Genomic DNA, 24645 nt, shown 5'->3' on the forward strand with positions numbered 1-24645 from the left:
GGTAGGCGAGATCGGCCTCCGGAACCACCGCGCCGGCAGTCCCCGGCCCACACCCCGGGCCCCCCGCCCCCCCCCCCCGGCGGCCGTCGACCGCACGGACACCTCCTCGGGCGGCTTCCTCGCGAGGGCGACGTTTCTCTCCGCCCTGCTGTCCGTGGCCGGGTCGCTGCTCGGACTCGGCCGGGACCAGACGCTCGCGCATCTCTTCGGCGCCGGCGAGGGCACCGACGCGTTCCTGGTGGCCTGGACCGTGCCGGAAATGGCATCGACGCTGTTGATCGAGGACGGGATGGCGTTCGTGCTCGTGCCCGCGTTCAGCGTGGCGCTGGCGCAGCGCGCATGCGGGAGCGCTTCCTCCGACCCGGTGCGCGCGCTGGTCGCCGCCTCGCTGCCGCGGCTGTGTCTCGCCTTCGCCGCCGCGGCGGCCGTGCTCGCGGCCGGGGCGCCGCTCGTGGTCGCCGTCCTCGCGCCCGGGCTGCCCGACCCGTCCCTCGCCGTGGCCTGCACCCGGCTGACCGCGACCTGCGTGCTGAGCTTCGGGCTGGCCGGGTACTGCAGTGCCGCGCTGCGGGCCCACCGCACCTATCTCGCCCCGGGGGCGATCTACGTCGCGTACAACGCCGCGATCATCGCCTCGATGTTCGTCCTCAGCGAGCGCTGGGGCGTGCGGTCCGCTGCCCTCGGTGTCGCCCTCGGGGGGTGCCTCATGGTCGCCGTGCAGGCGCCGTCCCTGTGGCGCCGGATCGCCGAGCGGCCCGACCGGCCCGCCGCCGCGTGTGGCGCGGACGGCGACCGGCCGCTCACGCTCGCCCTCGTCTCCACGGTCCTGCTCTTCGCCCTGTGCCGCCAGTCGCAGGTGCTCATCGAGCGCCGCTTCGCCTCCGGGCTGCCCGCCGGTGCCATCTCGCACCTCAACTACGCCCAGAAGATCGGGCAGTTGCCCATGACCCTGGCGCTGATGCTGTGCGTCGTCACCTTCCCCGTGCTGGCACGGGCCATCGCCGAGGGCGACACACAGCGGGCCCGGGAGCGTATCGAGCGGGATCTGGTGAGGGTGACCCGCATCGCGCTGCTGGGCGCCGCCGCGATCACGGCGTGCGCCCCGCAGATCGTCCAGCTCCTCTTCCAGCGCGGCGCCTTCACGTCCGAGGACACCGCCGCGACCGCCGCCGTCCTGCGGGTGTACACGCTCGGGCTGCTCGGCCACACGCTGGTGGGCGCGCTGGCGCGGTCGTATTTCTCGGCGGGCCGCGCCACCTGGTACCCCACGGGCGTGATGGCCGTGGGCATGGTCGCCACCGCCGTCATCGGCGCCTGGGCCGTGGGGCTCTGGGGCGCGTGCGGCATCGCCGCGGCCAACTCGGTCGGCATCACCCTCACCGCACTGCTCCTGCTGCGCGGGCTGGGCAGGCACAGCGTCGCCGTGCGCGTCCGTCGCGTCGTGGCCGAACTGGCCAAGCCGGTGGGCGCGGCGGTGGTCGCCGCCGGAGCCGGGCTCGTCTGCGCACAGTCGTTCACCTCGCCCCTGGCCGCCCTCACCGCGGGCTGCCTCGGCGTCACCGCCGTCTACCTCCTGCTGGCGTGGGTCCTGGACGCGGCAGGCGCCAGGTCTCTGACCCTCTTCGCTTCCCTCACCATCCGTTGCTCCCTCACACGAAAGCTGCGCCATGGTCGTTGACGCCTTCGAAGCTCCCCGTACGGCTGGACCGGACCCCGAACCGATCGCACGAGGACGCCCCCGGCGGGGCCCCGCCGCCTGGGTGGCCATGTACCACTCCGTCTCGGACTGCACGGAAGACCCGTTCAACGTCACCGTCTCCCCTGCCCGCCTCGACAGCCAGCTCGCCTGGTTGCGTGGCCGTGGCCTGCGCGGGGTGTGCGTGCGGGTGCTGCTCGACGCCCGAGCCCGGGGGGAGGAGCGGGGGCTGGTCGGGCTCACCTTCGACGACGGGTACGCCGACTTCCTCACCACCGCGCTGCCCGTGCTGCGGCGCTGGCAGTGTGGTGCCACGGTGTTCCCGGTGGTCGGGCGACTCGGCGGGGAGAACGACTGGGAGGTGTCCGGCCCACGCAAGCGGCTGCTCGACGCGGACGACATCCGTCACCTCGTGGCCGCGGGCGTCGAGGTCGCCTCGCACGGCCTCGCTCACATCGACCTGACTCGGGTCCCGGACGACGTGCTGCACGCCGAAGTACACGGCAGCCGCGCCCTGCTCGCCGAGATCACCGGCCATGAGATCCAGGGCTTCTGCTACCCGTACGGCTCGGTCGACGCGCGTGTCAGAGCCGCCGTGCAGGGCGCCGGCTACCGCTACGCCTGCGCCGTCGCCCCCGGCCCCGAGAACGCCGGCGACCTGGCGCTGCCTCGCCTCCACATCGGGCAGGCCGACACCGCGCTGCGGCTGGAAATGAAGCGGCGGCTGGCTCGTGCCCGGGGACGCGCCGTGGAGGCCTCATGAGAGTGCTGCACATCATCACCGGTCTCGGCGTGGGCGGAGCCGAGCAACAACTGCGCGTGCTGGTACGCCATCTGCCCGCGCAGTGCGACGTGATCACCCTGACCAATCCCGGTCACGTCGCGGACGGGCTGGCAGCCGACGGCGTCCGCGTGACCGACCTCGGCATGCGCGGCAACCGGGACCTCGGTTCCCTCTTCCGGCTGGTCGGGCAGATCCGCGCCGGCCGCTACGACGTGGTGCACACGCACCTGTACCGGGCATGCGTGTACGGCCGGATCGCCGCGCGCCTCGCGGGTGTCCGGGCGGTGGTGGCCACCGAGCACTCGCTGTGCGCGACGCGGTTGGAAGGCAGGACCCTGAATGCGGGTATCCGGGCCCTGTACCTGGCCACCGAACGTCTTGGCCGGGTCACGGTCGCCGTCTCACCAACGGTCGCCCGGCTGCTGCGCCGCTGGGGCGTGCCCGATGAGCGCATCCACGTCGTCCCGAACGGCATCGACGCATCCCGCTTCCGGTTCGACGAGGTGCGCCGCAAGGAGGCCCGCGCGTTCTACGGACTGCCCGAGGAAGCGTACGTGGTGGGCGGCATCGGTCGCCTCGTCCCCGGCAAGCGCTTCGACGTGGTCGTGCGCGCGGTGGCCCGGCTGCCCGGCGACGTACGGCTGCTGTTGGCCGGTGCCGGGCCCGAGAAGGAGGCACTGCGGCGCACCGCGCGAGAGCTGGGGATCGCGGACCGAGTGGTTCTGACCGGTGAGCTCCCCTACCTGCCGGATCCCCGCAGCGAGGCGCCCGATCTCCCCGCGTTGCTGTCCGCGATGGACGTGCTCGCCGCGCCCGGCACGGACGAGACGTTCGGCCTGGCCGTGCTGGAGGCGCTCGCGGCTGGGCTCCCCGTGTTGTACACGACCGCCCCCGCCCTCGCGGATCTGCCACCGGACACGGCTCCGGGTGCCCAGCGCCTCACGGGCGGTGCCGAGACGTATGCGCGGGAACTGCTGCGGCTGCGCGCGGCAGGACCCGGGGAACGAGCCGTCCCGGAGGCCGTGCGGCACTACAGCATCGAGCGCACCGCCCGGCAACTGATGGACGTGTACACGGCAGTCCTGTCCGGCTCAACCTGGAAGTGAGTCCCTGATGACCGACAACCCCAGCCAGCCCGTGCGACCGCCTCGCCGGACTCTCGCGCGCACGTCGCGGCTGCTCGTGCGGTGGCTGATCCCGGTCGGCGCGCTGCTCGGCGCCGCGGCCGGCGGCGCGTACGGAGTGATGAAGCCACCGCAGTACACGGCCACGAGCTATGTCATCGCCGTACCGGCCGGGAAAACGAAGGCCGACCCCGCGGCGGCACTCGGCTTCGCGCAGGCGTACGGCCGCGTCGTGACGCAGCTCGCCGTGCTGGCGGACGCGCAGGTGTGGGCGGGCGTGCCGGTGAAGACGCTGCGCAGGAGCGTGCAGGCGGCGACCTCGCCCGACGCGCCGATGGTCGCGATCACGGCGACGTCCAAGCGCCCCGACCAGGCCGCCGACATCGCCAACGCCGTGTCCCGCGCACTGACCCAGCAAGCCAACCAGACCAAGGACGACACCGGCATCGGGCTCGTGCGCCTGTCCCGTGCCCCGAAACCGTCCGAGCCGTCGTCCGAGTCCCCGGCGCTGACCTCGCTCGTGGGGGCGAGCGCCGGAGGCCTGTTGGGCGGCCTCGCACTGCTGGCCCGGCCGCGGCGGGCGACGGACGACGATCGGGGGCGGGCGCAGGTGCCAGGCCCGGCCTTCGCGGCCGACGCCCACGGGACGCTGTGATGACCGCATCCGGCCGCGCGCTGTCGGTGGAGGTGTGCACCGACGAGCGCGCGTTCGCGGAGCTGGCCGGGGAGTGGGGGCGGCTGCACCGGTCCTGCCGGTCGGCCACGCCGTTCCAGAGCCACGCCTGGTTGCACTCGTGGTGGCTGTCGTACGGAACGCCGGGCGAGCTTCGGCTCGTCCTGGTGCGTGGACGCGGTGAACTGCTGGCTGCCGCACCGCTGATGCGTGTGCACCGCCCGTGGCCGGCGCTGGTGCCGCTCGGTGGCGCCATCTCCGACTTCTGCGATGTGCTCCTCGACGAGACGGCGGCTGCTCAGGGCGCCCTGGCGCTGGCGGACGCCCTGGCCGACCTGGCCCGCACCGCCCTGATCGACTTCCGCGAGGTGCGGCCGGGCGCCGCGGTGGAGCGGATCTACCGCTGCTGGCGCGGTCCGCGTCACCGAGTGCCCGACTCCGAGTGCCTGGAGCTGCCGGCCGTCCCCCTGGACCAGCTGATCGGGCGGCTGCCGTCGGCGCGCGCCCAGCGGATCCGCAACAAGATGAGAAAGCTCACCCGGCTCGGCGTCGAGTGGCGCGTCGTGCGTGACGACGAGACCGAGGGTGCGCTGCGTCGGCTCCTTGAGCTGCACCTGCTGCAGTGGCAGGGCAGGAAGGTGACGCCGGAGCACCTGCGGCCGCGGTTCCTGGAGCACCTGGTCCGCGCGGTGGGCCCGATGGTCCGGTCCGGCGAGGCGACCATGAGGGAGTTCGTTCTCGATGGCGCGGTGGTGGCGGTCGATCTGACGCTGCTGTCGAGGAGGTTGGCGGGCCTGTATCTGTACGGCGTCGACCCACAACTGCGGGAGCACAAGGCGGACGTGGCGACGATGCTGCTGCGCGCCTCCACCGAGCATCTCGCGGCCGGTGACGAGAGCCAGGTCCTGAGCCTGCTGCGCGGCAACGAGCCGTACAAGCACCGCTGGGGCCCGGAGACGATCGTCAACCAGCGTCTTCTGCTGGCCCGTCGCCGCACCGCGCCGTTGCTGGCGGCCGCCGGCTGCGAGGCCGCCGCGCGACGCTGGGCCAAGAAGGTCCTGCGCCGGAACCCCATCGCCGAATCCCCTGGGATCCCGGTAACGCTCCCGCCACTCGGGCAGACGGCGGGCTTGCCGTCTGCCAAGTGGTCCACCTAGTCGGGGGGTTCTGTCGGCGTGCACGCGCAGTCGGGGGTCTGGGTGGGCGTGGCCGTTGCCGTCGGATCCGACGCCGGTGTCGGATTCGGTGTCGGATGCGGCTCCAGGGGAGCCGTGGGCGCGGGCGAGGTGGGGACCGACGGCTCCGCTTCCGGATCCGGCGCGTGCTGACCGGCCAGCGCCGCGCGGTAGAGGGCGGATGCCCGGGGATTGGTGGAGCACAGCCACACGCCGTGCGGGCAGTAGTCGGTGATCGTGTTGTACAGCGGCTTGTGCTCGTCCATCCAGGCGAGCATGCGCAGCATGTACGTCGCGCTGTCGCCGTTGCGGTACAGACCCCATTCCGGGTACGAGATCGGCTTGCCGTGAGTCTTCGCGAAGTTCACCTGGTCCTGCAGTCCGTAGGGTTCGGACACCTGCCCGTCGAACGAGATTCCGTGTGGTTGGTCGTACGAGTCCATGCCGATGATGTCGACGACGTCGTCACCGGGATAGCACTCCGGCCACGGAATGGCATCCGTGCCCCGGCTCGGGGCGAAGTCGAACTGGAACTTCTGTCCGGGCACCGAGCGCATGACGGTGACGATGCGCCGCCAGTACGTCTTCCAGGCCTCCGGATCAGGGCCGCAGCGATGGGTGTACGTGATGCCGTTCATCTCCCAGCCGAGCACGAGGATCGTGTCCGGCGCCCCCAGGTCGACGAGGTGCTGGGCCAGTGCCCGGAAGTGCTGGTCGAATTCGCCGGCCGCGGCGCGTCGCAGCAGCCGTCTGACCCTCGTGTTGGGGACATGTACCTCGTTGCGTTCCATCATCGGGACGTTGAGCACGAAGAGCCGGTCGTCCTTGGCCCGCCGCCAGTCGGCCCAGCTGTCGAGGAAGCCCGGCGCGCCCTCGATGTTGCGCCACAGGTCCCCCGGCAGATACGTGTGCCCCACGCGCACCTCGGAGCCGTCGAGCCACTGGCTGAGCCTCTTCATGAGCTCCACCCCGGGGGGCCCGTAGTGGAGGTACGCACCGAACGCAGGCGGGCGCGCTGCCGTTCCCGAGGGGGCATACGCCCCGTTGGCAGGGCATTCGGAAGGGCTGGGACCGGCGGGCCGCGCCGCCGGAGACGCGGTCGGCGTCGCGGACTGCGCAACCGGTACGCAGCGCTGCGCGTTGTCGGCATCGAGGGTCGGGCTCGGAACAACAGCCGCTGACGCGAACACCCCGGCGGTGACGAGCGCCAATCGCCTGAGGGTGGACCGGCGACGCTCAGACGGCATTCCCACTCCTTTGGTGCGGCTACGTCCCATAGACTGAGGCATAGCCATATATACGCTAAATGCACCAAATTGAGTCGGTCGGCTCGGCGCTATGGCCCGCAAGGATGACCGCACGAGACGTAATTGCGTTCACTGCACCCCCCGCCGCGGGCGGCGCGGCGGACGGAGGAGGGGCGGCGGGTGCCGGGCGCGAGGCGTCCGGCACCCGGTGCACTACCGACGGGACGCGGTCCGGCCTCGCCGGTAGAGGATGGTTCCGGCGGCCAGGAGCGCCCCGCTGGCGGCCGTGGCTGCGAGGACGCTCTCAGCGCCGGTTTCGGCCATCTTCGGGGGAGGCGTGAGCTCCCGAGGGGTTGGCGTCACGGGCGGTGTCTTCGACGCGACAGGCGTGGGCGACGGGGTGGTCTTCGGGGGCGGCGTGGTCGCCTTGCTGGGTGTGGGCGTGGGAGAGTCGTCGCACTCGCAGGAGGGCTTGCCACTCGGCTCCTCGGCGCCGTATCCGGACGTGTGCTCGGCGCCGTATCCGGACGTGTCCTTGGCACCGTAGCCGGGCGAGTCGTCCGTGCCGTACCCGGGCGTGCTGTCTCCGAGCACGGACTTCAGGGCGTCCGGCTCATCCGGGGTGGCGCTCTGAACCGTATTGCCCAACAGCGCAGCGGGCGATTCCACTGCTGTCCCACGCGGACCGGAGTCCGCGGACGCCCATGTGCCGCACAGAGACAGGGCGCTTGTCGCGGCGGCGGCCACGACCAATCCCTTGCTCAGGGTCTGTCGCACTCTCGTTGTCTTCCTCTCAGAGGGAATGGGAAGCCGGCCCTGGAGCCAGATGAAGGGGGCTGCTCCAGAGCCGGCGCGGCACGTCCGTATTGCCGTGCCGCGCCGACGTCAGTCGTTGATGCGCTTTTCTCGATTGCCGGGTTCCGCAGGGTCATCGCAGGGACCGTGACGCCGCACGTTCACACTCGCCACGACCTGCAGACTGTGAACGAGAGATGGAGGCCCGAAGAAACCGAGACGCGTGTATTGCCGGGGAATTCACCCGATCGCCCGCCTTCTGCCCGACGGGGCTCACTCGCCGTACAGCGCCTCGATCTGCTCCGAGTAGTCCTCGGCGGCCGTGCGGATCGGCGCCGATCGTGCTCTGCCAGGGGCCGCCCGACCGCAGCGTGTTGTTCTCCGTGACGATGCCTCGCGCGAGGCCGGGCAGCAGCGCGCAGGTCAGCTCGACCGGAGGCGTCGAGGAGCTCGGGGTGTCGCACACGGTCACGCCGTGCGCCTCGGCGGCCGCCAGTCGATCACGTGTTGCGCATGCCGGAGGCGATCAGCAGCCTCAGGTGCGGCAGCCGGGCCGGCAACGACGCCGGGAAAGGCACCGTCCCACGCCGACGCCGGAGGACCGAGCAGCGCGTCGACCACCGCAGCTCGCGCAGGGTGACGACGGTGTCGAGGTCCGCGAGCGCGGCGGCCAGCGTTTCCTCGTCGGTGAAGTGCTGGCCGAAGCTGACGACTTCCACCTCGTCGGCCATCGGCCACCGGCGACCAGTCGGCGACCTCGGTGGCGACGTCAGCGAAGTCGCATGTCAGGCCCTCCCGGTTTCAACCGGGCCCTAACCCGAGCGCCGAGTGGGCACCTGCGGCCGCCCGGCAGGAGGCGGCTCCCGCGAAGCTTCGACGGCCGCTCGCCGCCCATGGCAGTATCTGGGCTCCATGAGTGCGTCCCTGGCGGTACGGATCCTGCGCGCGGCGGTGTTCGCCGTGCTCTGCGTCCTGCTGGCCGTCGGCGGCCACCGGCTGGCGACGGGCGAGCTGCCGCCGTTGTGGGCGGACGGCGCCGGATTCCTCGCCGTCTTCGCCGCCGGCTGTCTGCTGGGCGGCCGGGAGCGGTCCCTCGTCGGGATAGGCGGCGGGATGCTGGTCGCACAGGTCGCGCTCCATGCCGGGTTCGAGGCGGCCCGGCCGCAGATGGCGATGACCATGCACGGAGCGCATATGACGCACCCGCATGTGATGACCCCGCACGCCACCGCCGCCCACCTGGCGGCCGCCCTTATCGCCACCTGGTGGCTGCGGCGCGGCGAGGCCGCGCTGTGGTCCCTGCTGCGGTGGGCCGTGACGCTCGTGCCGGGGCTCGCGGCGTGGTGGCGGGAGAGCACGCGACGCTCTCACGCAAGGGCGTACGGGGATGTCGTATGCCGGAACACGGCTGAGCCGTCGGCGACTCGGCAGGTGCTGCTGCGGCACGCCGTCTCGCGTCGGGGACCGCCGACGGGGCTCGCGTACACGCCCTGACCGCATACCCCACCAGTACGGAGTTCCCTGATGTCCCCGATGAGTACCACCCTGCGCCGGACCGGCCTGGTCGCCGCCCTCACCACGGCCGGTGTCCTGACCGCCGCTGGCGCGGCCTTCGCGCATGTGACGGTCCACCCCGAGAGCTACGCCAAGGGCGCCACGGACGGCCTCCTGACCTTCCGCGTCCCCAACGAGGAGGACACCGCCAGCACCACGAAGGTGCAGGTCTTCCTGCCCACCGACCATCCGGTCCTGGGCGTCCTGGTCACCCCGCAGGCGGGCTGGACCGCGAAGGTGACGACCAGCAAGCTCAAGACGCCCATCAAGACGGACGACGGCACCATCACCGACGCCGTCTCCGAGATCACCTGGACCGGGGGCAGGATCCGCCACGGCGAGTACCAGGACTTCGACGTGGCGTTCGGTCAACTGCCGGACGACACCGGTCAGCTGAGCTTCAAGACGCTGCAGACCTACTCGGACGGCAACGTCGTCCGGTGGATCGAGGAGACGCCGAAGGGCGGCGCGGAGCCGGAGAACCCGGCGCCGGTGCTCACGCTCACGGCCAAGGGCGCGGGCGAGGACTCCTCCGGGGGACCCTCCGCCACTGCGTCGGCCTCGGACGCCAAGAGTTCGACCGCGAGCGACAAGAGCAGTGACTCGACCGCTCGCGGCCTGGGCATCGCCGGTCTGGTCGTCGGCGTCCTCGGCCTGATCGCGGCCGGCTTCGCCCTCGCCCGCGGCAGGAGCGCCCGCTCCTAGCAGGGCTGCGCCCGCCCCCGGCCGGGCTGCGGCGGCCGCCCCGCCGGTCTCAACTCCCCTCGGCGGGGCGGACCGCCCACCGCTGCTCGACCTTCGCCAGTCGCCAGTACGCCACGGCCGCGGCCCAGACGACGACGAACAGGCCGACGATGATGTATCCGACGTTGTCCAGGTCGAGTCCCGCGATCCAGCCGGTCACCGCGTCACGCAGGTCGAACTTGTCGTGCAGCACGCTCACCAGCTCGATCGTGCCGATGAAGAACGCCACCGCGATGGACAGGCCGGTGATGGTGAGGTTGTAGAAGACCTTCCGCACCGGGTTGGAGAAGGCCCACTGGTAGGCGAAGTTCATGAACGTGCCGTCCAGGGTGTCGAACAGGCTCATCCCCGCCGCGAACAGCAGCGGCAGGCACAGGATCGCGTACCAGGGCAGCCCGGCCGCCGCACCGCTGCCCGCCATCACCATCAGCGTGACCTCGGTGGCCGTGTCGAAGCCGAGGCCGAAGAGAAAACCGAGCGGGAACATCTGCCCCGGCCGCGTGATGGACTTCGTGAAGCGGCCCAGGATCCGGTTCATGAACCCCCGCGAATCCAGGTGCTGTTCGAGCTCGGCCTCGTCGTACCTGCCCGCGCGCATCGCCCGGAAGACCCGCAGGATGCCGACGAGCGCCACGAGGTTGAGGGCGGCGATGAGGTAGAGGAACGATCCGGAGACCGTCGTGCCCATGACGCCGAGCACCTGGTGGGTGCTGGAGCCCTCGTTCATGATCCGCCCGGCCAGCTGGGTGCCCCCGGCGATGAGCGCGGCGAGCAGGACCACCACACTGGAGTGCCCGAGCGCGAACCAGAAGCCCACCGACACCGGCCGTTTGCCGTCGGCCATCAGCTTCCGTGTGGTGTTGTCGATCGCGGCGATGTGGTCCGCGTCGAACGCGTGCCGCATGCCCAGTGTGTACGCGGTGACGCCCAGGCCGATGCCGAACGCCTGGGAGCCGACCTCGTAGTGCTCCGGCTCGACGAGCAGGAACAGGATGCCGAACGCGACGACGTGCAGCGCCGCGATCATGGCCAGGAGAACGGCGGTTCGTACGGTGTCCTCGCGCCTCCAGCGGAACCCGGCGGCGGGTGGGGACGACTGCGTGGGCAGGGTCATTCGGTCACGCTCCAGCACCTCGTGGATCACTTCGTGAGATGCCGTGGCCGGTCTCCTGGCTTACGGGTGCACGCGCCCGGCCCTGCCTTCCCGGCCTCGGGGCCAGTGGCGCCGCCTGATGGCGGCACGGGACGGGAGCTCCCCGATCACAGTGGCGAGGGCCGCTCCGGTCTGGGCCCCTGAAGGGCCGTCACCGGCTTCCCGAACACCACGGCCCGCCCACCGTATTGGCCGACGGGTTCTCCTGCATAGCTGCACAGCTGCGCAGGTATTGAAGATCACACAGCGGCGCCTGCGAAGATGGCCCGCATGCACCTCGTTCCCGCCGAGCGCGCCGACCGCAGGACCATCGACGGCCACCGGGTCTGCGACGCCGTCGCCGCCATCGGTGAGCCCGGGCACGTACGCACCTGGGCCGACCGCTTCTCGCTGCTCGCCGACCCGCGTCGCCTCGCCCTTCTGCTGGCCCTGCACCGGGCCGGCCCCCTCGCCGTCTCCGACCTCGCCATCGCGACCGGCATGAACGACCCCGCCGTGTCCCAGGCCCTGCGGCTGCTCCGTACCGCCGGGGTGGTCGAGGGCGACAAGGACGGCCGGGTCGTGCGCTATCGGGTGACCGACGGCCCGACCGCCGACCTCCTGGAACACTGCGCGTCCGACAAGGGCTGAGCCGCCCCAGGGGTGCGGGGCGCCTCGTCGCTCACTGTTGAGTTGCCAAGGTGCGGTGCTGCTCAGCGCTGTGCTGCTCAGTCCTGGGCGGGTGCCTTCTTCTTGCGGACCAAGGACAATGCCGCGCCGCCGATCACGACGAGGGCGATGGCTGTGCCCGCGATGAGCGGGGTCGTGCTGGAGCCGCCGGTCTCGGCGAGATCGGTCCCGCCGGTGGAGGTGCCGCCGACCGACGCGGGACTCGGCTCACTGACCGTCTGGGTCGAGACGTCGTTCGCGCTGCCCTGGATCTCGCAGTCGAGTACGCCCTTGAACCGCTCCGCGAAGCCGTTCGGACCGCTGATCGTGAAGTCGTACGCCTGGTCCTCCTGCAGGGGGACGGTGACCGTCTGGGACGCGCCCGCCTCGATGGTGTGCTCGATCCCCATCAGCTCGAAGGTGAATGCCTCGTCGCCCTTGTTGGCCGCCGTGATGTCCACGCCGCCCTCGGCGCAGTTCTTCGAGGCGGACAGGGCCGGTATCGCGCCCTTCTCGGCCCAGTTCGCGGTCACCGTCGCGGAGACCGTCGACTCGCTGGAGCCCGCCAGGATCTGTGTCTGGCTGCGGGTCTCCGAGGTGAAGGCGCGGCCGACCGGCACGGTCGTGGACGCCTGCACCGTCAGCGCGGCCGACCCGTCCGAGCTGTCCTTCGGCACGTCGAAGTAGAGCCGGCTGCCGTCGAATGCGGAGGTGATCACCTTGCCGTCCTTGTCGACGATCTTCACCCCGTCGGCGGCGGCGTCCGCGGGCGGCGTCACCGTCACGCTGCCCGCGTTCGTGTGCACCGTGACCGGGCCGAGCTTCTCCCCGGCGTGACCGGAGACCGCCGCCGGGCCGAGGGCCAGCGATGCCTTGGGCTCCACTAGGTTCCGGGCGCTGTTTTGGAGGTAGTCCGCGAGCTTCTCCGCCCGCGGGTCCACCGCGTCCACGTCGGCGCCGTCCGAGTACCGCCAGATGGCCACCTGAGTGCCGGCTGCCGCGTCCTTCTCCGTGAGGCCGCTGACGCCGGCCTTCTCGGCGAGTGCCGCGAGGTCGTTCACCTGCGGGTAGGAGTGCTGCAGGATCCAGCGGATCTTTCCCGCGTCCTTGTTGCCGCTGAGCGACGTACCGCTCCAGGGGGTCTCCTGGTACTTGGCGTCCCGCTGCGTCGGGTTGTGAATATCGATGCAGTAGGTCTGCAGCGTGCCACCGTCGTCGACGGACATTTCGAACAGGCCCGCGGACACCCACGAGTCCTCGCCGTTGTCGTGGACGACGGCGGACCCGTACGTCTTCAGGTCACCTATGGTTGCGGTCGCACCGCCCGGGTTCTGCGGGATCTCATCCGCGACGGCCGTACCCGCGGTGGCGATCGCCCCCGCGGCGACGAGCCCCGACACCAGCGTCGCGGTGGCGACACGGGCGGCCCTTCGCCTGCGCGCGGACAACGCAGACAACGAAGAAAACACAGAATTCCCTTTCGCGCAGGACCCGTTGACATGGGGGGACGGTCCCGCCGGCAGAATCAGAAGCCCCGTGAGCTATGCCCCGCATCCTAAGGAAGCGGCCGCACCGCACTCCCCAGTCATGTCATCGGATGACCGATCCGACTCGGAATCGTTATCGCTCGATACGCCTGTGAGCTGCGCTTATCGACAAATCCATCGGGATCGTTCGCAACGCATTTGTCGATAAGCCGCAGTTCGGTCAGGGCGTCCCGAGTCCTGACATCACGTCACTCCCGCTGGCTCCGGCAGCTGTTGGGTCGCGGCCTCCGACTGCTCTGGTGGCTCCGTCTCCCAACTGGGCTCCGGGCGGGGCGCCGACGTCACGTCACTCTCCTTGGAGGGGCGCCGGAAGGCCGACGTACCGCGGGAAAGGTCGTGGCCGATCGCCACCGCGTCGATGTCTGCCGACGTCCAGCTCTGCCCTTCGCGCACCTCACTGCGCACCTTCAACCTGCCCTGCACGATGACGGGGTCGCCCACCGACACCGATGCCGCCACGTTCGTGGCGAGCGAACGGTTGGCCCACACCGTGAAGAAGTTGGTGTGTCCGTCCGTCCACGCGCTCTTCTCGCGGTCCCAGTACCGCGCCGTCACCGCGAGTCGAAACCTCGCGGACGGACCGCTCGCCAGCTCCCGGTACACCGGCTGCGTCGCCACGTTCCCCACCGCGCAGACCATTGTCTCGTTCATCCCGAACCCCTCTCCCGTACGGCTGCGTCTGTCGCGGCGATCGCATGCGCTGCGATCGCCGCGAATTCAGACTGCCTCCGTCGGGCCGAGCCCGCTGAGCGCTGTGTGCTACCGGCTGGTTGTGGAAAACCGTGTCACCCGACCGAGTGACCGCGCCTTCGGACCGAATGGCCGCGTCCCTCCGACCGAGGGCCCGCGTCACCACAGCGGTGCCCGCGTCACCACAGCGGTGCCCGCGTCACCACAGCGGTGCCCGCGTCACCACAGTGGTGCCCGCGCCAGCACGCCGGTGCCCGCGTCACCACAGTGGTGCCCGCGCCAGCACGCCGGTGCCCGCGTCACCACAGCGGTGCTCGCGCACCACGCCGGTGCCCGCGTCACCCGACGGGCGCGGACGCCGCCCCCGTGACCCGCCCGTACTGCTCGCGCACCTCCTGGTAGCGCAGCAGCTCAGCCGCCACCGGATCCAGCACGCGCGCCCTGCCGCACCCGCCGGCGGCCTCCCGCAGCCGTCGTTCCGCTTCGAGCCCGTAGCGCCGGGCGGGCCCGCGCGCCGCCATCCTGCTGCTCCACTCGACGACCGGACCGCCGACGATGCCCGCCACCATCAGCAGCACCGGCACCCCGAGATTCGGTGCCGTGACCCCGATGATCTGCCCCACCAGCCAGAGCCCACCGATGACCTGCAGGATCGTCATCGACGCCTGCGCGAGCACGGCGACCGGCCACCAGCCGGGCCGCAGCGGACGCCCCACCGGCGCCGTGGCACGCGCCGCCATCTCGTCCAGCGCCTCGGGCAGCCCCTGCGCCCCGCGTACGGCCGCCTCGCGAACCGCCTGCGCCCAGGGCGCGGGAAGCCCGTACGCCGCCCGGTCCGCCACCGTACGTACGGCCTGTTCGACACGCTGGCGTGCCGTGGCCTCCTCGTCCTCGGGGGCCCGTACGGGCAGGCGTCCGGTCGGGGGTTCGCGCCGGTCCTGGTGCCAGCGCCACAGCCGCAGCCAGGGCGTTCCGCAGGCGCGGTTGGCATTGCGGCGCCACGCGCGCTCGGCCGCGTCCCCGGCCGCGACCGCGCCCACCGCGTCCGCGAGCCGGTCCGCGAACTCCTCGCGCGCCTCCTCGCTGAGCCCCGCGCGCCGTCCCGTCGCGTAGACGGGCCGCAGTCGCACGGCGGCCGAGTCGAGATCGGCCGAAATTCGACGTGCGGCGGCGCCACGCTCGGCGACGAACTGGCCCAAACACTCCCGCAGTTCGCCGATCCCGTCCCCGGTGAGCGCGGACAGCGCCAGCACGGTCGCGCCCGGTTCGCCGTACTCGCCGAGCGCGATCCCGTCCTCGTCGAGCAGCCTGCGCAGATCGTCGAGGACCTGGTCGGCGGCCTCCCCGGGCAACCGGTCCACCTGATTGAGGACTACGAAGGTGACCTCCGCGTGCCCGGCCATGGGCCGCAGATAGCGCTCATGGAGGATGGCGTCGGCGTACTTCTCCGGATCCACGACCCAGATGACCGCGTCGACGAGCGCCAGGATGCGGTCCACCTGCTCGCGGTGCTGCACGGCCGCGGAGTCGTGGTCGGGCAGGTCGACCAGGACGAGGCCGCGCAGTTGCGCCTCCGCCTCGGGGCTCTGCAGCGGACGTCTGCGCAGCCGGCCGGGGATCCCGAGCCGGTCGATGAGCGTCGCCGCGCCGTCGCTCCAGCTGCACGCGATGGGGGCCGCGGTGGTCGGCCTGCGCACCCCGGTCTCCGAAATGGCCACACCGGCGAGCGCGTTGAAGAGCTGCGACTTGCCGCTTCCCGTGGCCCCGGCGATGGCGACCACGGTGTGCTCCCCGGAAAGCCTGCGGCGTGCCGCCGCCTCGTCGAGCACCCGGCTCGCCTCGGCGAGTGTCCTGCTGTCGAGCCGGGTGCGCGACAGACCCACCAGCTCGCGGAGCGCGTCCAGGCGGGAACGCAGCGGTCCGTCGTACGCGAGAGGGACGGGCGGGGACTGCACGGCGGGCGGCCTGGTCTCCACTACCGGCGCCTCCTGCCCGGTGGTCGTCTCGGACACACGCCGTGCGATGAGGCCGTCGTCCCAGGCGGGGCCGCCCTCCGCGCGCGTGGTCGTGTCGTCGTCCTTCACGCGCGCGTGTGCGTCGTGCCTGTCGCCCTTGTCGCCACTCTCGCCACTCTCGCCCTTGTCGTACTTGTCGCGCTGGTCGTCGGAGGCGGTTTTCTCAGGGACCTCCTCTTCGGAGGGGGCTTCGGCCTCGGCGCTCTGCTGGGTCCGGTTCTCGGAATCCGCCTCCCCAAGGGGGCTCTGTTCGGAAGCGGCGTCCGTGGAGAGGTCGTCTTCGGAATGGCCCTCCCGGTCGTCTCCGGGACGGTCGGCGTGATCCGTGTGGTCTGCGACGGCAGTCACCGCGGTCACCTCTCCTTCTGCAGTACGGACAGCGCGGCGATCAGTTCGGCCTGGGGTTCTGGATGGACATCGAGCGCGTCGAGGGGCGCGAGACGGCGTTCACGTTCGGCGTACAGCGCCCTGTCGATGTAGTCCGTGAGCAGCCGGCCGCCCCGGTCCCGCAGCCGCAGCGCACCGTGCGCCCCGATCCGATCGGCGAGCCCCTCGCCCGCGGTCCGCGCCCTGCGGCCGCCCAGGAGCGCCGTGGCGACCAGAGCGGCGACCACCTCGGCGTCCGGCGCGACGCTCCGTTCGAGGTAGCGCACCTCCTCCTCGGCGTACTCCACCAGGATGCGCCGCCAGCGTCGTACGGCCATCCCGATCCGGTGCTCGGCGCTTTCCAGCATCGGGTCACGGTCCGTCAGCCCCGGAGCGTCCGCGGCCGGTTCGCGCCGCCACGCCTCATCCACGCGCTCGTCGGCGGCCGTGACGGAGCACAGCAGTAGGGCGCTCAGGCTCTCGAGGAGGGCGTCGAGCAGCTCGCCGGCGGTGCAGTCGAGGGGATAGGCACGCCAGCGCTTGAGCGCGTCTCCGGAGAGCACGGCACCGGCCTGCAAACGCCCCTTCAGGCGCGCGTGTTCGCTGTCGTACGCCCCGTCGACGGCCGCGGTGAGCCGTAGCGCGGCGGCGTACTGCGCGGCGGCCGCGCCGGCCAGCTCGGGCATCCGGGACTTCAGCGAGTCGAGGACTCCGTAGGCCGTACGGGCCATCGTCTCGTGGCGGGCTCCCGGGTCCTGCACCTGGTGCGTGAGCCACGCACGCAGCGGTGCGACGGCGGTCGCGGGCAGCAGCCCGCCGCCCCAGGCGGACTCGGGCAGCTCGGGCACGGTGAAGCGGGGCACCTCGCCGAGCCCGGCCTTGGTGAGCAGGGCCCCGTACTGCCGCGAGACCTCGGACACCACCTGGTGCGGCACCCGGTCCAGGACGGTCACCAATGTCGCCTTGTGCTCCTTGGCCGTACGCAGCAGATGCCACGGCACGGCGTCGGCGTAGCGGGCGGCCGTGGTCACCATGACCCAGATGTCGGCCGCGCAGATCAGTTCGGCCGCCAGGACACGGTTGTCGGCGACGAGGGAGTCGATGTCGGGCACGTCGAGGAGGGCGAGGCCGCGGGGGAGCGTGTCGGCGGTCTCGATGCGCAGCACCCGCTCCCCGTGTTCGGTGAGGGCGGGGAGCTCGTCACCGGGCTCCTGATGGGGCACCCACACGCGCGTGAGCGCGGGCAGCACGCGCATCCCGCTGAACCAGTGATGGTCCTCCGGGTGGCATACCAGCACCGGCGTACGGGTCGTCGGCCGCAGTACGCCCGCCTCGCTGACCCGGTGCCCCACAAGGGAGTTGACGAGAGTCGACTTGCCCGCGCCCGTCGACCCCCCGATGACGGCGAGGAGCGGTGCTTCGGGTTCTCTCAACCGGGGCACCAGATAATCGTCGAGCTGTGCGAGCAGTTCGTCGCGGTTGGCACGCGCGCGTGGAGCCCCCGCCAGGGGCAGCGGGAAGCGTGCGGCGGCGACACGGTCGCGCAGGGCGGAGAGTGCGTCGAGCAGCTGAGGCCGTACGTCCAAGGTCACCACATGCGAAGAATGCCCAATTTTGGAGGCATTCTGAAGCATATGGGCATGTCTGCGCGCCGACAGGACACACGGGGCGGAAGGGATGACTGGGGCGCAGGCATAACGAGTGCACAACACCCGGTGCGCGAGAGGCCAAAAGCGGTGCACGATTCGTACCTGCCTGCGATTATCAGGACCGCTTCACTGAACCTCCACATCGAGCCACGGAGGCGAAGCATGAGGGACAGGGACAAGGGAGCCCTATCCTTGTCCCCGGCAAGGTCACGGATCAGCCCACACCCGGGCACCAGGACACAGGCCACCACACCCGGCCCCCGTAGCTCAGTGGATAGAGCAGGCGCCTTCTAAGCGCTTGGCCGCAGGTTCGAGTCCTGCCGGGGGCGCCCACTGAGAGCCCTCCCTCTGGGAGGGCTTTTTTGCTGGTCAGGGCCGGTCTTCCCGCGCGCGGAAACGCCGGACCGCCCCCGAGTGATCGCGGGGGCGGCGGCAGCGTGGCGGTGCGGGTTCGCACGCTTCCGGAATCGGCGACGCGGGAGCTGGTGCCGATGTGTGCCGGTTCAGCCGCAGCCGCCCGCGTGGCCCTGGTCGACCGTGGCGGTCGTGAGGAGTTCGGGCGGCAGGTGCTGGGCGCGGATGCGGGAGACGAAGGCGGGGAGGCGGTCGATGCCCCAGTACTTGTCGAAGCCGTCGATGAAATACGGGACGCCGAAGACGCCGTCGCGGTGCAGGAGTTCTATGGAGACGAGGCCTTCGGCGCGTACGGCCGGGTCGGTGGCCGCGCCGGCGAGGGACCCCGGTTCGAGACCGAGGCCGACGGCGATGCCGGCCATGACGGCGGGGTCGGAGATGTCCTTGCCGTGTTCCCAGCGGGCGCGGTAGACCGCGTCGATGAAGGGGCGGCCGTGGCCCAGGCGGTTCGCGACCAGGTAGGCGAGGTGTGAGACCTCCCAGCGCGGATCCGGGTCCTGCGGCCAGACCATCTCGAGATCGCGTTCCCTGGCCAGCCTGCGGACGTCCTGCAGGATGTACAGGTGCTTCTCGCGGGACATCGGCACATAGGGGAGGCGTATGCCCCGCTCGGTCAGGTCTTGGGCGGTGGGCTCGTCGGGCTCCCAGAAGGGGAGCCAGTCGATGGCGTCGGCGACGTCCGGGTAGCGCTCGGTCAGGTCGCGATAGGCCATCCAGGAGTACGGGCTGCGGAAGGAGAAATACCAGCGGGGGGCGCGGCGTCGGGACATGGTCACGGGCTCCTCGAAGAGTCGGTTCAGTACAGGCGGAGCAGGGCGCAGCCGACCGAGCCCGTGCGGTCCACGGAGGTGATCAGGCCGAGCCGGCCGGCGGCGGACGGCTGGGTCTCGGCGTACGCGAGCACGGACGCCGTCTGGAAACCCGCGGCCGCCGCGCCGGTGTCGCCGATCAGCGCATGGGGGGCCAGATCGACGGCCCCGGTCTCGCCGATGACTTCCGTGATCGCCGCACGCTCGTCGTCCCCCGCCCGGCCGGTGGCGCTGGAGCGGGCGATCACCACGATCTCCGCCGGGTCCGCCGAGGCCTGGGCCAGAGCGCGGCGCAGGCAGGAGGAGAGCGCCGCGTGGACGTCGCCGCCCAGCACCACGCCCAATTCGACGGCGCGGATTTCGGCCAGTACGGGCTGGTCCTCGGCCCCGGCGGGTTCGATGAGCAGCATGGAGCTGCCCTCACCGAGGGGAACCGAGCCGACGGGAGCGGAGCCGGTGGGCGCGGAGCCAGAGGGACCTGAGCCGGTGCGACCCGAGCCCGAGGGACCTGAGCCCGAGGGACCCGAGACGGCGGAATCGGCACGCTCGGCTGAGACCGAGTGGTGCTCGAGCCAGGCACGCGCCGGCGAGAACTCCTCGGCCGTGCCGCACAGCACACTCTCCGCATGGCCCGAAGCCAGCAGCCTGCGCGCGTAGTTGAGGGCGTGCAGCCCGGCCGCCCTGCCGCCCGCGATCGTGGTGTTGGGGCCCTTGAGCTGGTACCAGATCGCGCTCTGGCCGCTCGCGCAGTTCATCACCGTGTTGGGGAACTGCGCGGGGTCGACGAAGAACGGCTGCTCGCCGGTGAGCGAGTCACGCGTGAAGTCCATCATGCTCTGCGCGCTGCCGGTCGTGGTGCCCAGCGCGAAGGCGGCGCCCTCGCCGGTGCCGACCCGCTGGTTGCGCTCGCTCTCGCCGAGCAGCGCACCGACCGCGGTGACGGTGAGTCCGGTGACCCGGTCCATGGAGCGGGTGCCCTTGCGGCCGAGTGCCTCGCGGACGTCGAAGCCGGGTACCAGGCAGGCGGTCGGCTCCGGGGTCTTCTCGTAGGAGGGGTACGAAGACGCCAGCGGCGCAGCCGTGTCGCGGCGCTCGCGGATGCCCTCGGTGAACGCGGCCCGGCCGACGCCGAACGGCGAGACGGCGGACCAGGCGGTGATGACCGGGCGGCGGCCGGCCGATGCGGTAGCACTCATGATCGTCACGTTTCTGTAGTGAGGGTCGCTTGCAGGGCGGGCGCGGGCACCAGCACGGAGCCGAGAAAGGCGCGCAGCTCGGCGCCGAAGGCCGCGGCCTCGTCCACCATCGGGAAGTGCCCGCTGCGCCCCAGGACCCGCAGCCGGGCGTCGGGCAGCGCGCCGGCCAGCGCGATGGCGTGCTCGGACGGCGTGGCGATGTCATGCGCACCACCGATGACCAGGCAAGGGACGGTGATCCGGGCCGTCCGCAGCTCGGGTGTGCGCAGGAACAGGTCGAAGAACCTGATCCAGCCGTACGGGCCGATCCACTCCCTGACCCGCTCCGCCATGGCGACTTCTGTCTCCGGCGACACCCGGCCGCCCGAGTGCGCCCGGATGCCCTCCTCCAGGATCAGATGGAAGTCGTTGAGGTAGTGGGTGATGGTGCCCCAGTCGAACTCCTCGGCCGTGCCCCGGTAGAACGGCGAGACGAGGACGAGCGCCCGGATGCCGAAGCGCGCGAAGGGGTCGGCGAAGGCGCCGGTGAACGGGTCGCCGTCCGCGCGGCCGGCCCGGTCGAGCAGCTCGAGCAGCACATTGGACGACATCGAGTGCGCGACCACCACGTCCACACCGCCGGGTACGCAGAGCAGTGCCTCCTCGACCCAGGGAGTGAGGTCGGCGGCCCGGCCCCAGCCGGTGACACCCTGGCCGCGCCAGGGCAGCTGCGCGGACCAGACCTCGTGCTCGGGCTGCAGCTGCCGCGCGGACTCGTCCCACACGGTGTCGTTGCCCGCGAGGCCGTGCAGGAAAAGGATCTTGGGGGCGCCGGCCGCGGCGGCACCGGAGTGCCGCCGCAGCGCGACGGGAGCCGACGGTGCGGGGGGTCGCATCACCGTGGGCTCCCCGCAGGGGCCAGCAGCGAGACACCGGAGGTGGCGCCGAGCAGGCCCGCGCTCGCCACCGCGTACACCGGGCCCGTACCGCCCTCGTCGAACCAGCCGGTGGCCGCCGCGCACTGGAGTACACCCAGGGCACCGGATGCCTGGCCGAGTCCGGGTCCGAAGCCGTCCCGCGGCACGCCGGGGAGCAGATCGTCGGGCAGGCATCCGGCGGACCCCTGCGGGACCTGCCAGCGGACGGGGGCGGGGCCGCCCGTGCTGCCGAGGTCCTCGACACAGGCGCGGACGCCGTCGGTCATCGTGTAGCCGCCGTAGACGGCACGCACCGCGGCCGAGCGGCTGCGGGCCGCCGAGGCGCGTTCCAGGACGAGGGCCGCGCCGCCGTCGACGCCCGTGCGGCCGTCGCCGAGGAGGCGTCGTACCGCCTCGTTGTCCGGCTCCACGCCGATCACGAGCACCCGGTCGACCCGGCCCGAGCCGATCACCGTGGCCGCCCAGTGCAGGGCGTCGAGGCCCGAGGTGGCTCCGTTGCAGACCATCAGGTTGGGGCCGCGCAGACCGAACCTGATCGCCACCGAGGAGGCGATGACATTGCTCGACGCGTTCGGCAGGTCCATCGGCGAGGTCGCCGAGACCGTCTCCGCCCTGATGGTGTCCAGGGCGCGGGTGACGGTGTCCAGATTGCCGAAGTTGGAGCTCGCGATGACACCGACGCTCTCTCCCGGGACGGTCAACCCGTCCTCGTCGAGCAGTCCGGTGTCCATGAGGGCAGCTGAGGCCAGGCAGTAGGCGAGCTGGGTGGCCCGGTCCTTGTAGCGCAGGCCCTTCTTGCCGACCAGCGTCTCCGGTGCGACGGGCCGCCCGTCGGCTCCGGGGCCGGCGGCGAGCGCCTCCGGGCTGTCGGCGCCGGGGACCAGGACGCTGACGCCGGTGATGACGACCGTGCCGTCGGCGGTACGGGTGTCCAGAACGCTCATCGGGCCGCCTCCACGATCGCCACCGCGTTGATTCCGCCGAAGCCGAACGCGTTCAACTGCATGGTCTCCAGTTCCGCCCGGCGCTCCGCGCCCGTCACGAAGCGGAAGTCGGCCGCCTCGTCCACGGGATCGTCCAGACCGACGGTGGGTGGTATCCGGCCCTGGTCCAGGGCCCGCAGGCCGACCACCAGATTGAGCAGGCCGGATCCGCCCGAGGTGTGTCCGGTCATCGACTTGATCGCGGTCATCAGGGGCTTGTCCGCGTCCGCGCCGAGCACCTCGGCCAGGGCGATGGCCTCGGCCTCGTCATTGAGGAGGGTGCCGGTGCCGTGCAGCATCACCAGGTCGATGTCCTTGGGCTCGATCGCGGCAGCCGCGTACGCCTGCCGCATCGCCCCGGCGATGCCCTCGGGCGAGGGCGCGGTGGCGTGGAAGGCATCGCAGTTGACGGAGACACCGCGCAGCCGGCCGTGCACCTGCCGACCGTCCTGCGCGCTGTCCTGCCGACGCAGGACGATGGCGGCCGCACCGTCGCCCATCAGCACTCCGGTGCGATGGCGGTCGAAGGGCCTGACCCGCTCGGGCGCCGCCGGATGCACGCGCTCCAGCAGTCCGTACATGCTCTCCGTGAGTACGTCGACACCGGCCACGATGACGGTGCCGGGACCGTCCGGCCGAGCCAGCAGATCCGAGCCGAGGGCGAGCGCGTACAGCGAGGCGGAGCAGGCGTTGGAGAAGGTGTACGTCTTCTCGGCGCCGAAGCGCTCGCGCAGGGCGGGCCCGAAGTGCAGCCCGTCCTCGGTGAGTTCGGCATCGCCGCGCCACCACAGCTCCACGGAGCGCAGCTCGCGCAGCCCCGTGCCGACCAGGACGGGGATGCCGCTGAGGTCCTCCCCGAGGCCCGCGTCCTTGGCCGCCTGGGCGACGGCGTCGAGCAGCAGAGCGGTGGCGCGGGCCGGCACGTCGATGCCCTCGGCGGGCCGGTCGTCGACCTCATAGGCGTACTGGGCACGGAAGTTGGCCCGGTCGAAGCCGCGCAGCGGGGCGTGGCCGGTGACGCCGGCGCACAGGTTCTCGAAGAGGTCGTCGACGCCTCTGCCGATGCTCGCCACGGCGCCGATGCCGGTGATGGACTGGCTCAGCACGACACAGCCTCCTTCGCACGGGTCGCCACGGAAGGGCCGACCGCGCCGTCGTAACGGCCGAGGAGCACCACCGCGTTGTTGCCGCCGAAGGCGAGCCCGTTGTTCTGGACGATCCTCAGGTCGGCCTCGACGGCCTGGTTCGGCACGCAGTCGACGTCGCACTCCGGGTCGCTGGTGACATGGTTGATGGTGGGCGGGACGAAGCGGTTGTCGATGGCGAGGGCGCAGCCGATCGCGCCGAGCGCGCTGGCGGCGCCCATGCTGTGCCCGAGCATCGACTTCACCGAAACGGTCCGCGGCGGGGTGTCGCCGAACACCTGGCGGATCGCGCCGACTTCGGTGACGTCGTTGGCCTTGGTGCCGGTACCGTGCGCGGAGATCAGGTCGACCTGGTCCGGCTTGACGCCGGAGTTCTCCAGGGCGCGCTCCATGACCCGGGCGACGCTGTCCCGGTTGGGGGCCACCTGGTGGTACGCGTCGCAGTTGAGGCCGTACCCCAGCACTTCGGCGTAGATGTGCGCGCCGCGGGCGAGGGCCGAGTCCAGCCGCTCCAGTACGAGGACGCCGGCGCCCTCGCCCGTCAGGATGCCCTTACGGTCGACGTCGAAGGGCTGGCAGCGGTCCGGCGCGATCGTGCCGAGCCGGTAGAAGCCGGTGAACGTCTTGCGGCACATGGCGTCCGCGCCGCCGCAGAACGCGAACTCGGCCTCGCCGGACGCCACGGCGTCGAAGCCGTAGCCGATGGCGTAGTTGCCCGCCGCGCAGGCGGTGGGGACGGTCACCGCCTCCACATCGCTGAGGCCCAGCTCCTGGGCGATGGCCACCGAGAGCCGTCCCGCGGGGACCCGCCGTACCGCCGTCGGGTCCATCCGCTCGGGGCCCTCGCTGATTTCGGCCTCGACGAGCTGGTCGAGGTCGTACGACTCCCCGTCGGTCGTGCCGATGGAGATCAGGCCCCGCTGCTCACGGAGCCGGGCGAGGTCGAGGCCGGAGTCCTCCAGGGCCATCCGGGCCGCGGCCACCGAGAACTGGGTGGCCCGGCCGAGCTGGACCAGGTCGAGCTCCTTGACCCACTGTGCGGGGTCGAACCAGGTGACCTCGCATCCGGTCGAATGCGAGAACCCCTCCGTGTCGAACACGGTGATGGGCTTGGCCCCGCTGCGGCCCTCCCTGAGACCCTGGAGGAACTCGGCCACGCCGAGCCCGATGCTGGAGACCACGCCGAATCCGGTGAGGACGACCCGGTGGCGTGCCTCTCCTCCGGCCGGCTCGACGGCTTGCTGGGCAAGCTGCGGTACGACTTGCTGTGCTGACATGCCACCCTTCCGATCCACTGTCGCGAACGGGTCCTCACCCGGAT

General features: G+C 71.7%; 21 protein-coding genes, 1 tRNA gene, 1 pseudogene and 1 riboswitch. Of the genes and pseudogenes, 9 read left to right on the plus strand and 14 right to left on the minus strand.

Features of this window, described 5'->3' with window-relative positions; genetic code table 11:
* The first annotated feature begins 10 nt into the window (after positions 1-10).
* The 5 genes from AB0D27_RS32885 (at position 11) to AB0D27_RS32905 (ending at position 5434) form a co-directional block, all read left to right on the plus strand.
* Positions 11-1678 carry a lipid II flippase MurJ gene (locus tag AB0D27_RS32885; RefSeq protein WP_362516076.1) on the plus strand — a complete coding sequence of 556 codons (1668 nt, stop codon included), beginning with the start codon at positions 11-13 and terminating at the stop codon, positions 1676-1678.
* Between the two features lie 88 nt (positions 1679-1766).
* Complete coding sequence (locus AB0D27_RS32890; protein WP_362516004.1) at positions 1767-2459, plus strand: polysaccharide deacetylase family protein; 693 nt, start codon at positions 1767-1769, stop codon at positions 2457-2459.
* Positions 2456-3586 (plus strand): glycosyltransferase, encoded by a 1131-nt coding sequence (locus AB0D27_RS32895; RefSeq protein ID WP_362516006.1) that lies wholly within the window; start codon positions 2456-2458, stop codon positions 3584-3586. Before AB0D27_RS32890 ends, AB0D27_RS32895 begins: the two co-directional genes overlap by 4 nt.
* Positions 3587-3593: 7 nt before the next feature.
* Positions 3594-4259, plus strand: coding sequence for a lipopolysaccharide biosynthesis protein (locus AB0D27_RS32900; protein ID WP_362516008.1), 666 nt, complete (start codon positions 3594-3596; stop codon positions 4257-4259).
* Positions 4259-5434: a GNAT family N-acetyltransferase gene (locus AB0D27_RS32905; protein WP_362516009.1), complete on the plus strand. Its 1176-nt coding sequence runs from the start codon at positions 4259-4261 to the stop codon at positions 5432-5434. Before AB0D27_RS32900 ends, AB0D27_RS32905 begins: the two co-directional genes overlap by 1 nt.
* On the opposite strand, the gene AB0D27_RS32910 is transcribed toward AB0D27_RS32905, so the two are convergent.
* The 3 genes and pseudogenes from AB0D27_RS32910 to AB0D27_RS32920 all read right to left on the minus strand — a co-directional run.
* Positions 5431-6699 (minus strand): glycosyl hydrolase, encoded by a 1269-nt coding sequence (locus tag AB0D27_RS32910; protein WP_362516010.1) that lies wholly within the window; start codon positions 6697-6699, stop codon positions 5431-5433. The two genes, AB0D27_RS32905 and AB0D27_RS32910, sit on opposite strands and share 4 nt — an antisense overlap.
* 213 nt (positions 6700-6912) lie before the next feature.
* On the minus strand, positions 6913-7347 hold the full coding sequence (locus AB0D27_RS32915) for a hypothetical protein (protein WP_362516012.1): 435 nt from the start codon (positions 7345-7347) through the stop codon (positions 6913-6915).
* A gap of 448 nt (positions 7348-7795) precedes the next feature.
* Positions 7796-8283: pseudogene (locus AB0D27_RS32920) on the minus strand (hypothetical protein); the annotation flags it as partial.
* Positions 8284-8406: 123 nt separating this feature from the next.
* Between AB0D27_RS32920 and AB0D27_RS32925 the strand changes: the two are divergent.
* Complete coding sequence (locus AB0D27_RS32925) at positions 8407-8988, plus strand: hypothetical protein (protein ID WP_362516014.1); 582 nt, start codon at positions 8407-8409, stop codon at positions 8986-8988.
* A gap of 30 nt (positions 8989-9018) precedes the next feature.
* Entirely contained in the window at positions 9019-9753 is a 735-nt protein-coding gene (locus AB0D27_RS32930; protein WP_362516016.1) for a YcnI family protein, read from the plus strand.
* A 49-nt stretch (positions 9754-9802) separates the two neighbouring features.
* Here the strand turns inward: AB0D27_RS32930 and AB0D27_RS32935 are convergent, their stop codons facing one another.
* Positions 9803-10906 (minus strand): HoxN/HupN/NixA family nickel/cobalt transporter, encoded by a 1104-nt coding sequence (locus tag AB0D27_RS32935; RefSeq protein ID WP_362516017.1) that lies wholly within the window; start codon positions 10904-10906, stop codon positions 9803-9805.
* Positions 10907-10933: 27 nt separating this feature from the next.
* Positions 10934-11134: riboswitch (cobalamin riboswitch) on the minus strand.
* An 81-nt stretch (positions 11135-11215) separates the two neighbouring features.
* On the opposite strand from AB0D27_RS32935, the gene AB0D27_RS32940 reads away from it, so the two are divergent.
* Positions 11216-11575, plus strand: a complete 360-nt coding sequence (locus AB0D27_RS32940; RefSeq protein ID WP_362516019.1) for a helix-turn-helix domain-containing protein — start codon at positions 11216-11218, stop codon at positions 11573-11575.
* 77 nt (positions 11576-11652) lie between these two features.
* On the opposite strand, the gene AB0D27_RS32945 is transcribed toward AB0D27_RS32940, so the two are convergent.
* From AB0D27_RS32945 to AB0D27_RS32960, 4 genes are all read right to left on the minus strand, one after another.
* Positions 11653-13041, minus strand: coding sequence for a Cys-Gln thioester bond-forming surface protein (locus AB0D27_RS32945; RefSeq protein ID WP_362516078.1), 1389 nt, complete (start codon positions 13039-13041; stop codon positions 11653-11655).
* 282 nt (positions 13042-13323) lie between these two features.
* Complete coding sequence (locus AB0D27_RS32950; RefSeq protein WP_362516020.1) at positions 13324-13791, minus strand: single-stranded DNA-binding protein; 468 nt, start codon at positions 13789-13791, stop codon at positions 13324-13326.
* Positions 13792-14168: 377 nt separating this feature from the next.
* Positions 14169-16202, minus strand: coding sequence for a YfjP family GTPase (locus tag AB0D27_RS32955; RefSeq protein ID WP_362516022.1), 2034 nt, complete (start codon positions 16200-16202; stop codon positions 14169-14171).
* Positions 16199-17806, minus strand: coding sequence for a dynamin family protein (locus AB0D27_RS32960; protein ID WP_362516023.1), 1608 nt, complete (start codon positions 17804-17806; stop codon positions 16199-16201). Before AB0D27_RS32960 ends, AB0D27_RS32955 begins: the two co-directional genes overlap by 4 nt.
* Positions 17807-18116: 310 nt before the next feature.
* On the opposite strand from AB0D27_RS32960, the gene AB0D27_RS32965 reads away from it, so the two are divergent.
* Positions 18117-18189 (plus strand) — tRNA-Arg (locus AB0D27_RS32965).
* Between the two features lie 174 nt (positions 18190-18363).
* On the opposite strand, the gene AB0D27_RS32970 is transcribed toward AB0D27_RS32965, so the two are convergent.
* The 6 genes from AB0D27_RS32970 to AB0D27_RS32995 are packed head-to-tail and all read right to left on the minus strand — an operon-like array spanning position 18364 to position 24601.
* Positions 18364-19044, minus strand: coding sequence for a DsbA family protein (locus tag AB0D27_RS32970; protein ID WP_362516025.1), 681 nt, complete (start codon positions 19042-19044; stop codon positions 18364-18366).
* A gap of 26 nt (positions 19045-19070) precedes the next feature.
* Entirely contained in the window at positions 19071-20279 is a 1209-nt protein-coding gene (locus tag AB0D27_RS32975; RefSeq protein ID WP_362516027.1) for a beta-ketoacyl synthase N-terminal-like domain-containing protein, read from the minus strand.
* 5 nt (positions 20280-20284) lie between these two features.
* Entirely contained in the window at positions 20285-21154 is an 870-nt protein-coding gene (locus AB0D27_RS32980; RefSeq protein ID WP_362516029.1) for an alpha/beta hydrolase, read from the minus strand.
* A complete protein-coding gene (locus tag AB0D27_RS32985) occupies positions 21154-22140 on the minus strand; it encodes a beta-ketoacyl synthase N-terminal-like domain-containing protein (protein ID WP_362516031.1) in 987 nt (328 codons plus the stop codon). The genes AB0D27_RS32980 and AB0D27_RS32985 overlap by 1 nt, the downstream gene beginning before the upstream one ends.
* On the minus strand, positions 22137-23282 hold the full coding sequence (locus AB0D27_RS32990; RefSeq protein WP_362516079.1) for a beta-ketoacyl synthase N-terminal-like domain-containing protein: 1146 nt from the start codon (positions 23280-23282) through the stop codon (positions 22137-22139). Before AB0D27_RS32990 ends, AB0D27_RS32985 begins: the two co-directional genes overlap by 4 nt.
* The gene (locus tag AB0D27_RS32995; RefSeq protein ID WP_362516033.1) at positions 23279-24601 is read right to left on the minus strand and encodes a beta-ketoacyl-[acyl-carrier-protein] synthase family protein; all 1323 of its coding nucleotides are present in this window, start codon (positions 24599-24601) and stop codon (positions 23279-23281) included. Before AB0D27_RS32995 ends, AB0D27_RS32990 begins: the two co-directional genes overlap by 4 nt.
* Between the last annotated feature and the right edge of the window lie 44 nt (positions 24602-24645).

Origin of the sequence: Streptomyces sp. NPDC048415 (genome assembly GCF_040651675.1) — a bacterium.
Lineage (GTDB): Bacteria > Actinomycetota > Actinomycetes > Streptomycetales > Streptomycetaceae > Streptomyces.

Bases quoted from the DNA above. Each gene is read 5' to 3' on its own strand.
- AB0D27_RS32925 (WP_362516014.1), top strand. From the start codon at position 8,407: ATGAGTGCGTCCCTGGCGGTACGGATCCTGCGCGCGGCGGTGTTCGCC.
- AB0D27_RS32895 (WP_362516006.1), top strand. From the start codon at position 2,456: ATGAGAGTGCTGCACATCATCACCGGTCTCGGCGTGGGCGGAGCCGAG.
- AB0D27_RS32970 (WP_362516025.1), bottom strand. From the start codon at position 19,044: ATGTCCCGACGCCGCGCCCCCCGCTGGTATTTCTCCTTCCGCAGCCCG.
- AB0D27_RS32900 (WP_362516008.1), top strand. From the start codon at position 3,594: ATGACCGACAACCCCAGCCAGCCCGTGCGACCGCCTCGCCGGACTCTC.
- AB0D27_RS32940 (WP_362516019.1), top strand. From the start codon at position 11,216: ATGCACCTCGTTCCCGCCGAGCGCGCCGACCGCAGGACCATCGACGGC.
- AB0D27_RS32985 (WP_362516031.1), bottom strand. From the start codon at position 22,140: ATGAGCGTTCTGGACACCCGTACCGCCGACGGCACGGTCGTCATCACC.
- AB0D27_RS32995 (WP_362516033.1), bottom strand. From the start codon at position 24,601: ATGTCAGCACAGCAAGTCGTACCGCAGCTTGCCCAGCAAGCCGTCGAG.
- AB0D27_RS32890 (WP_362516004.1), top strand. From the start codon at position 1,767: ATGTACCACTCCGTCTCGGACTGCACGGAAGACCCGTTCAACGTCACC.
- AB0D27_RS32935 (WP_362516017.1), bottom strand. From the start codon at position 10,906: ATGACCCTGCCCACGCAGTCGTCCCCACCCGCCGCCGGGTTCCGCTGG.
- AB0D27_RS32975 (WP_362516027.1), bottom strand. From the start codon at position 20,279: ATGAGTGCTACCGCATCGGCCGGCCGCCGCCCGGTCATCACCGCCTGG.
- AB0D27_RS32910 (WP_362516010.1), bottom strand. From the start codon at position 6,699: ATGCCGTCTGAGCGTCGCCGGTCCACCCTCAGGCGATTGGCGCTCGTC.
- AB0D27_RS32930 (WP_362516016.1), top strand. From the start codon at position 9,019: ATGTCCCCGATGAGTACCACCCTGCGCCGGACCGGCCTGGTCGCCGCC.
- AB0D27_RS32980 (WP_362516029.1), bottom strand. From the start codon at position 21,154: ATGCGACCCCCCGCACCGTCGGCTCCCGTCGCGCTGCGGCGGCACTCC.
- AB0D27_RS32905 (WP_362516009.1), top strand. From the start codon at position 4,259: ATGACCGCATCCGGCCGCGCGCTGTCGGTGGAGGTGTGCACCGACGAG.
- AB0D27_RS32950 (WP_362516020.1), bottom strand. From the start codon at position 13,791: ATGAACGAGACAATGGTCTGCGCGGTGGGGAACGTGGCGACGCAGCCG.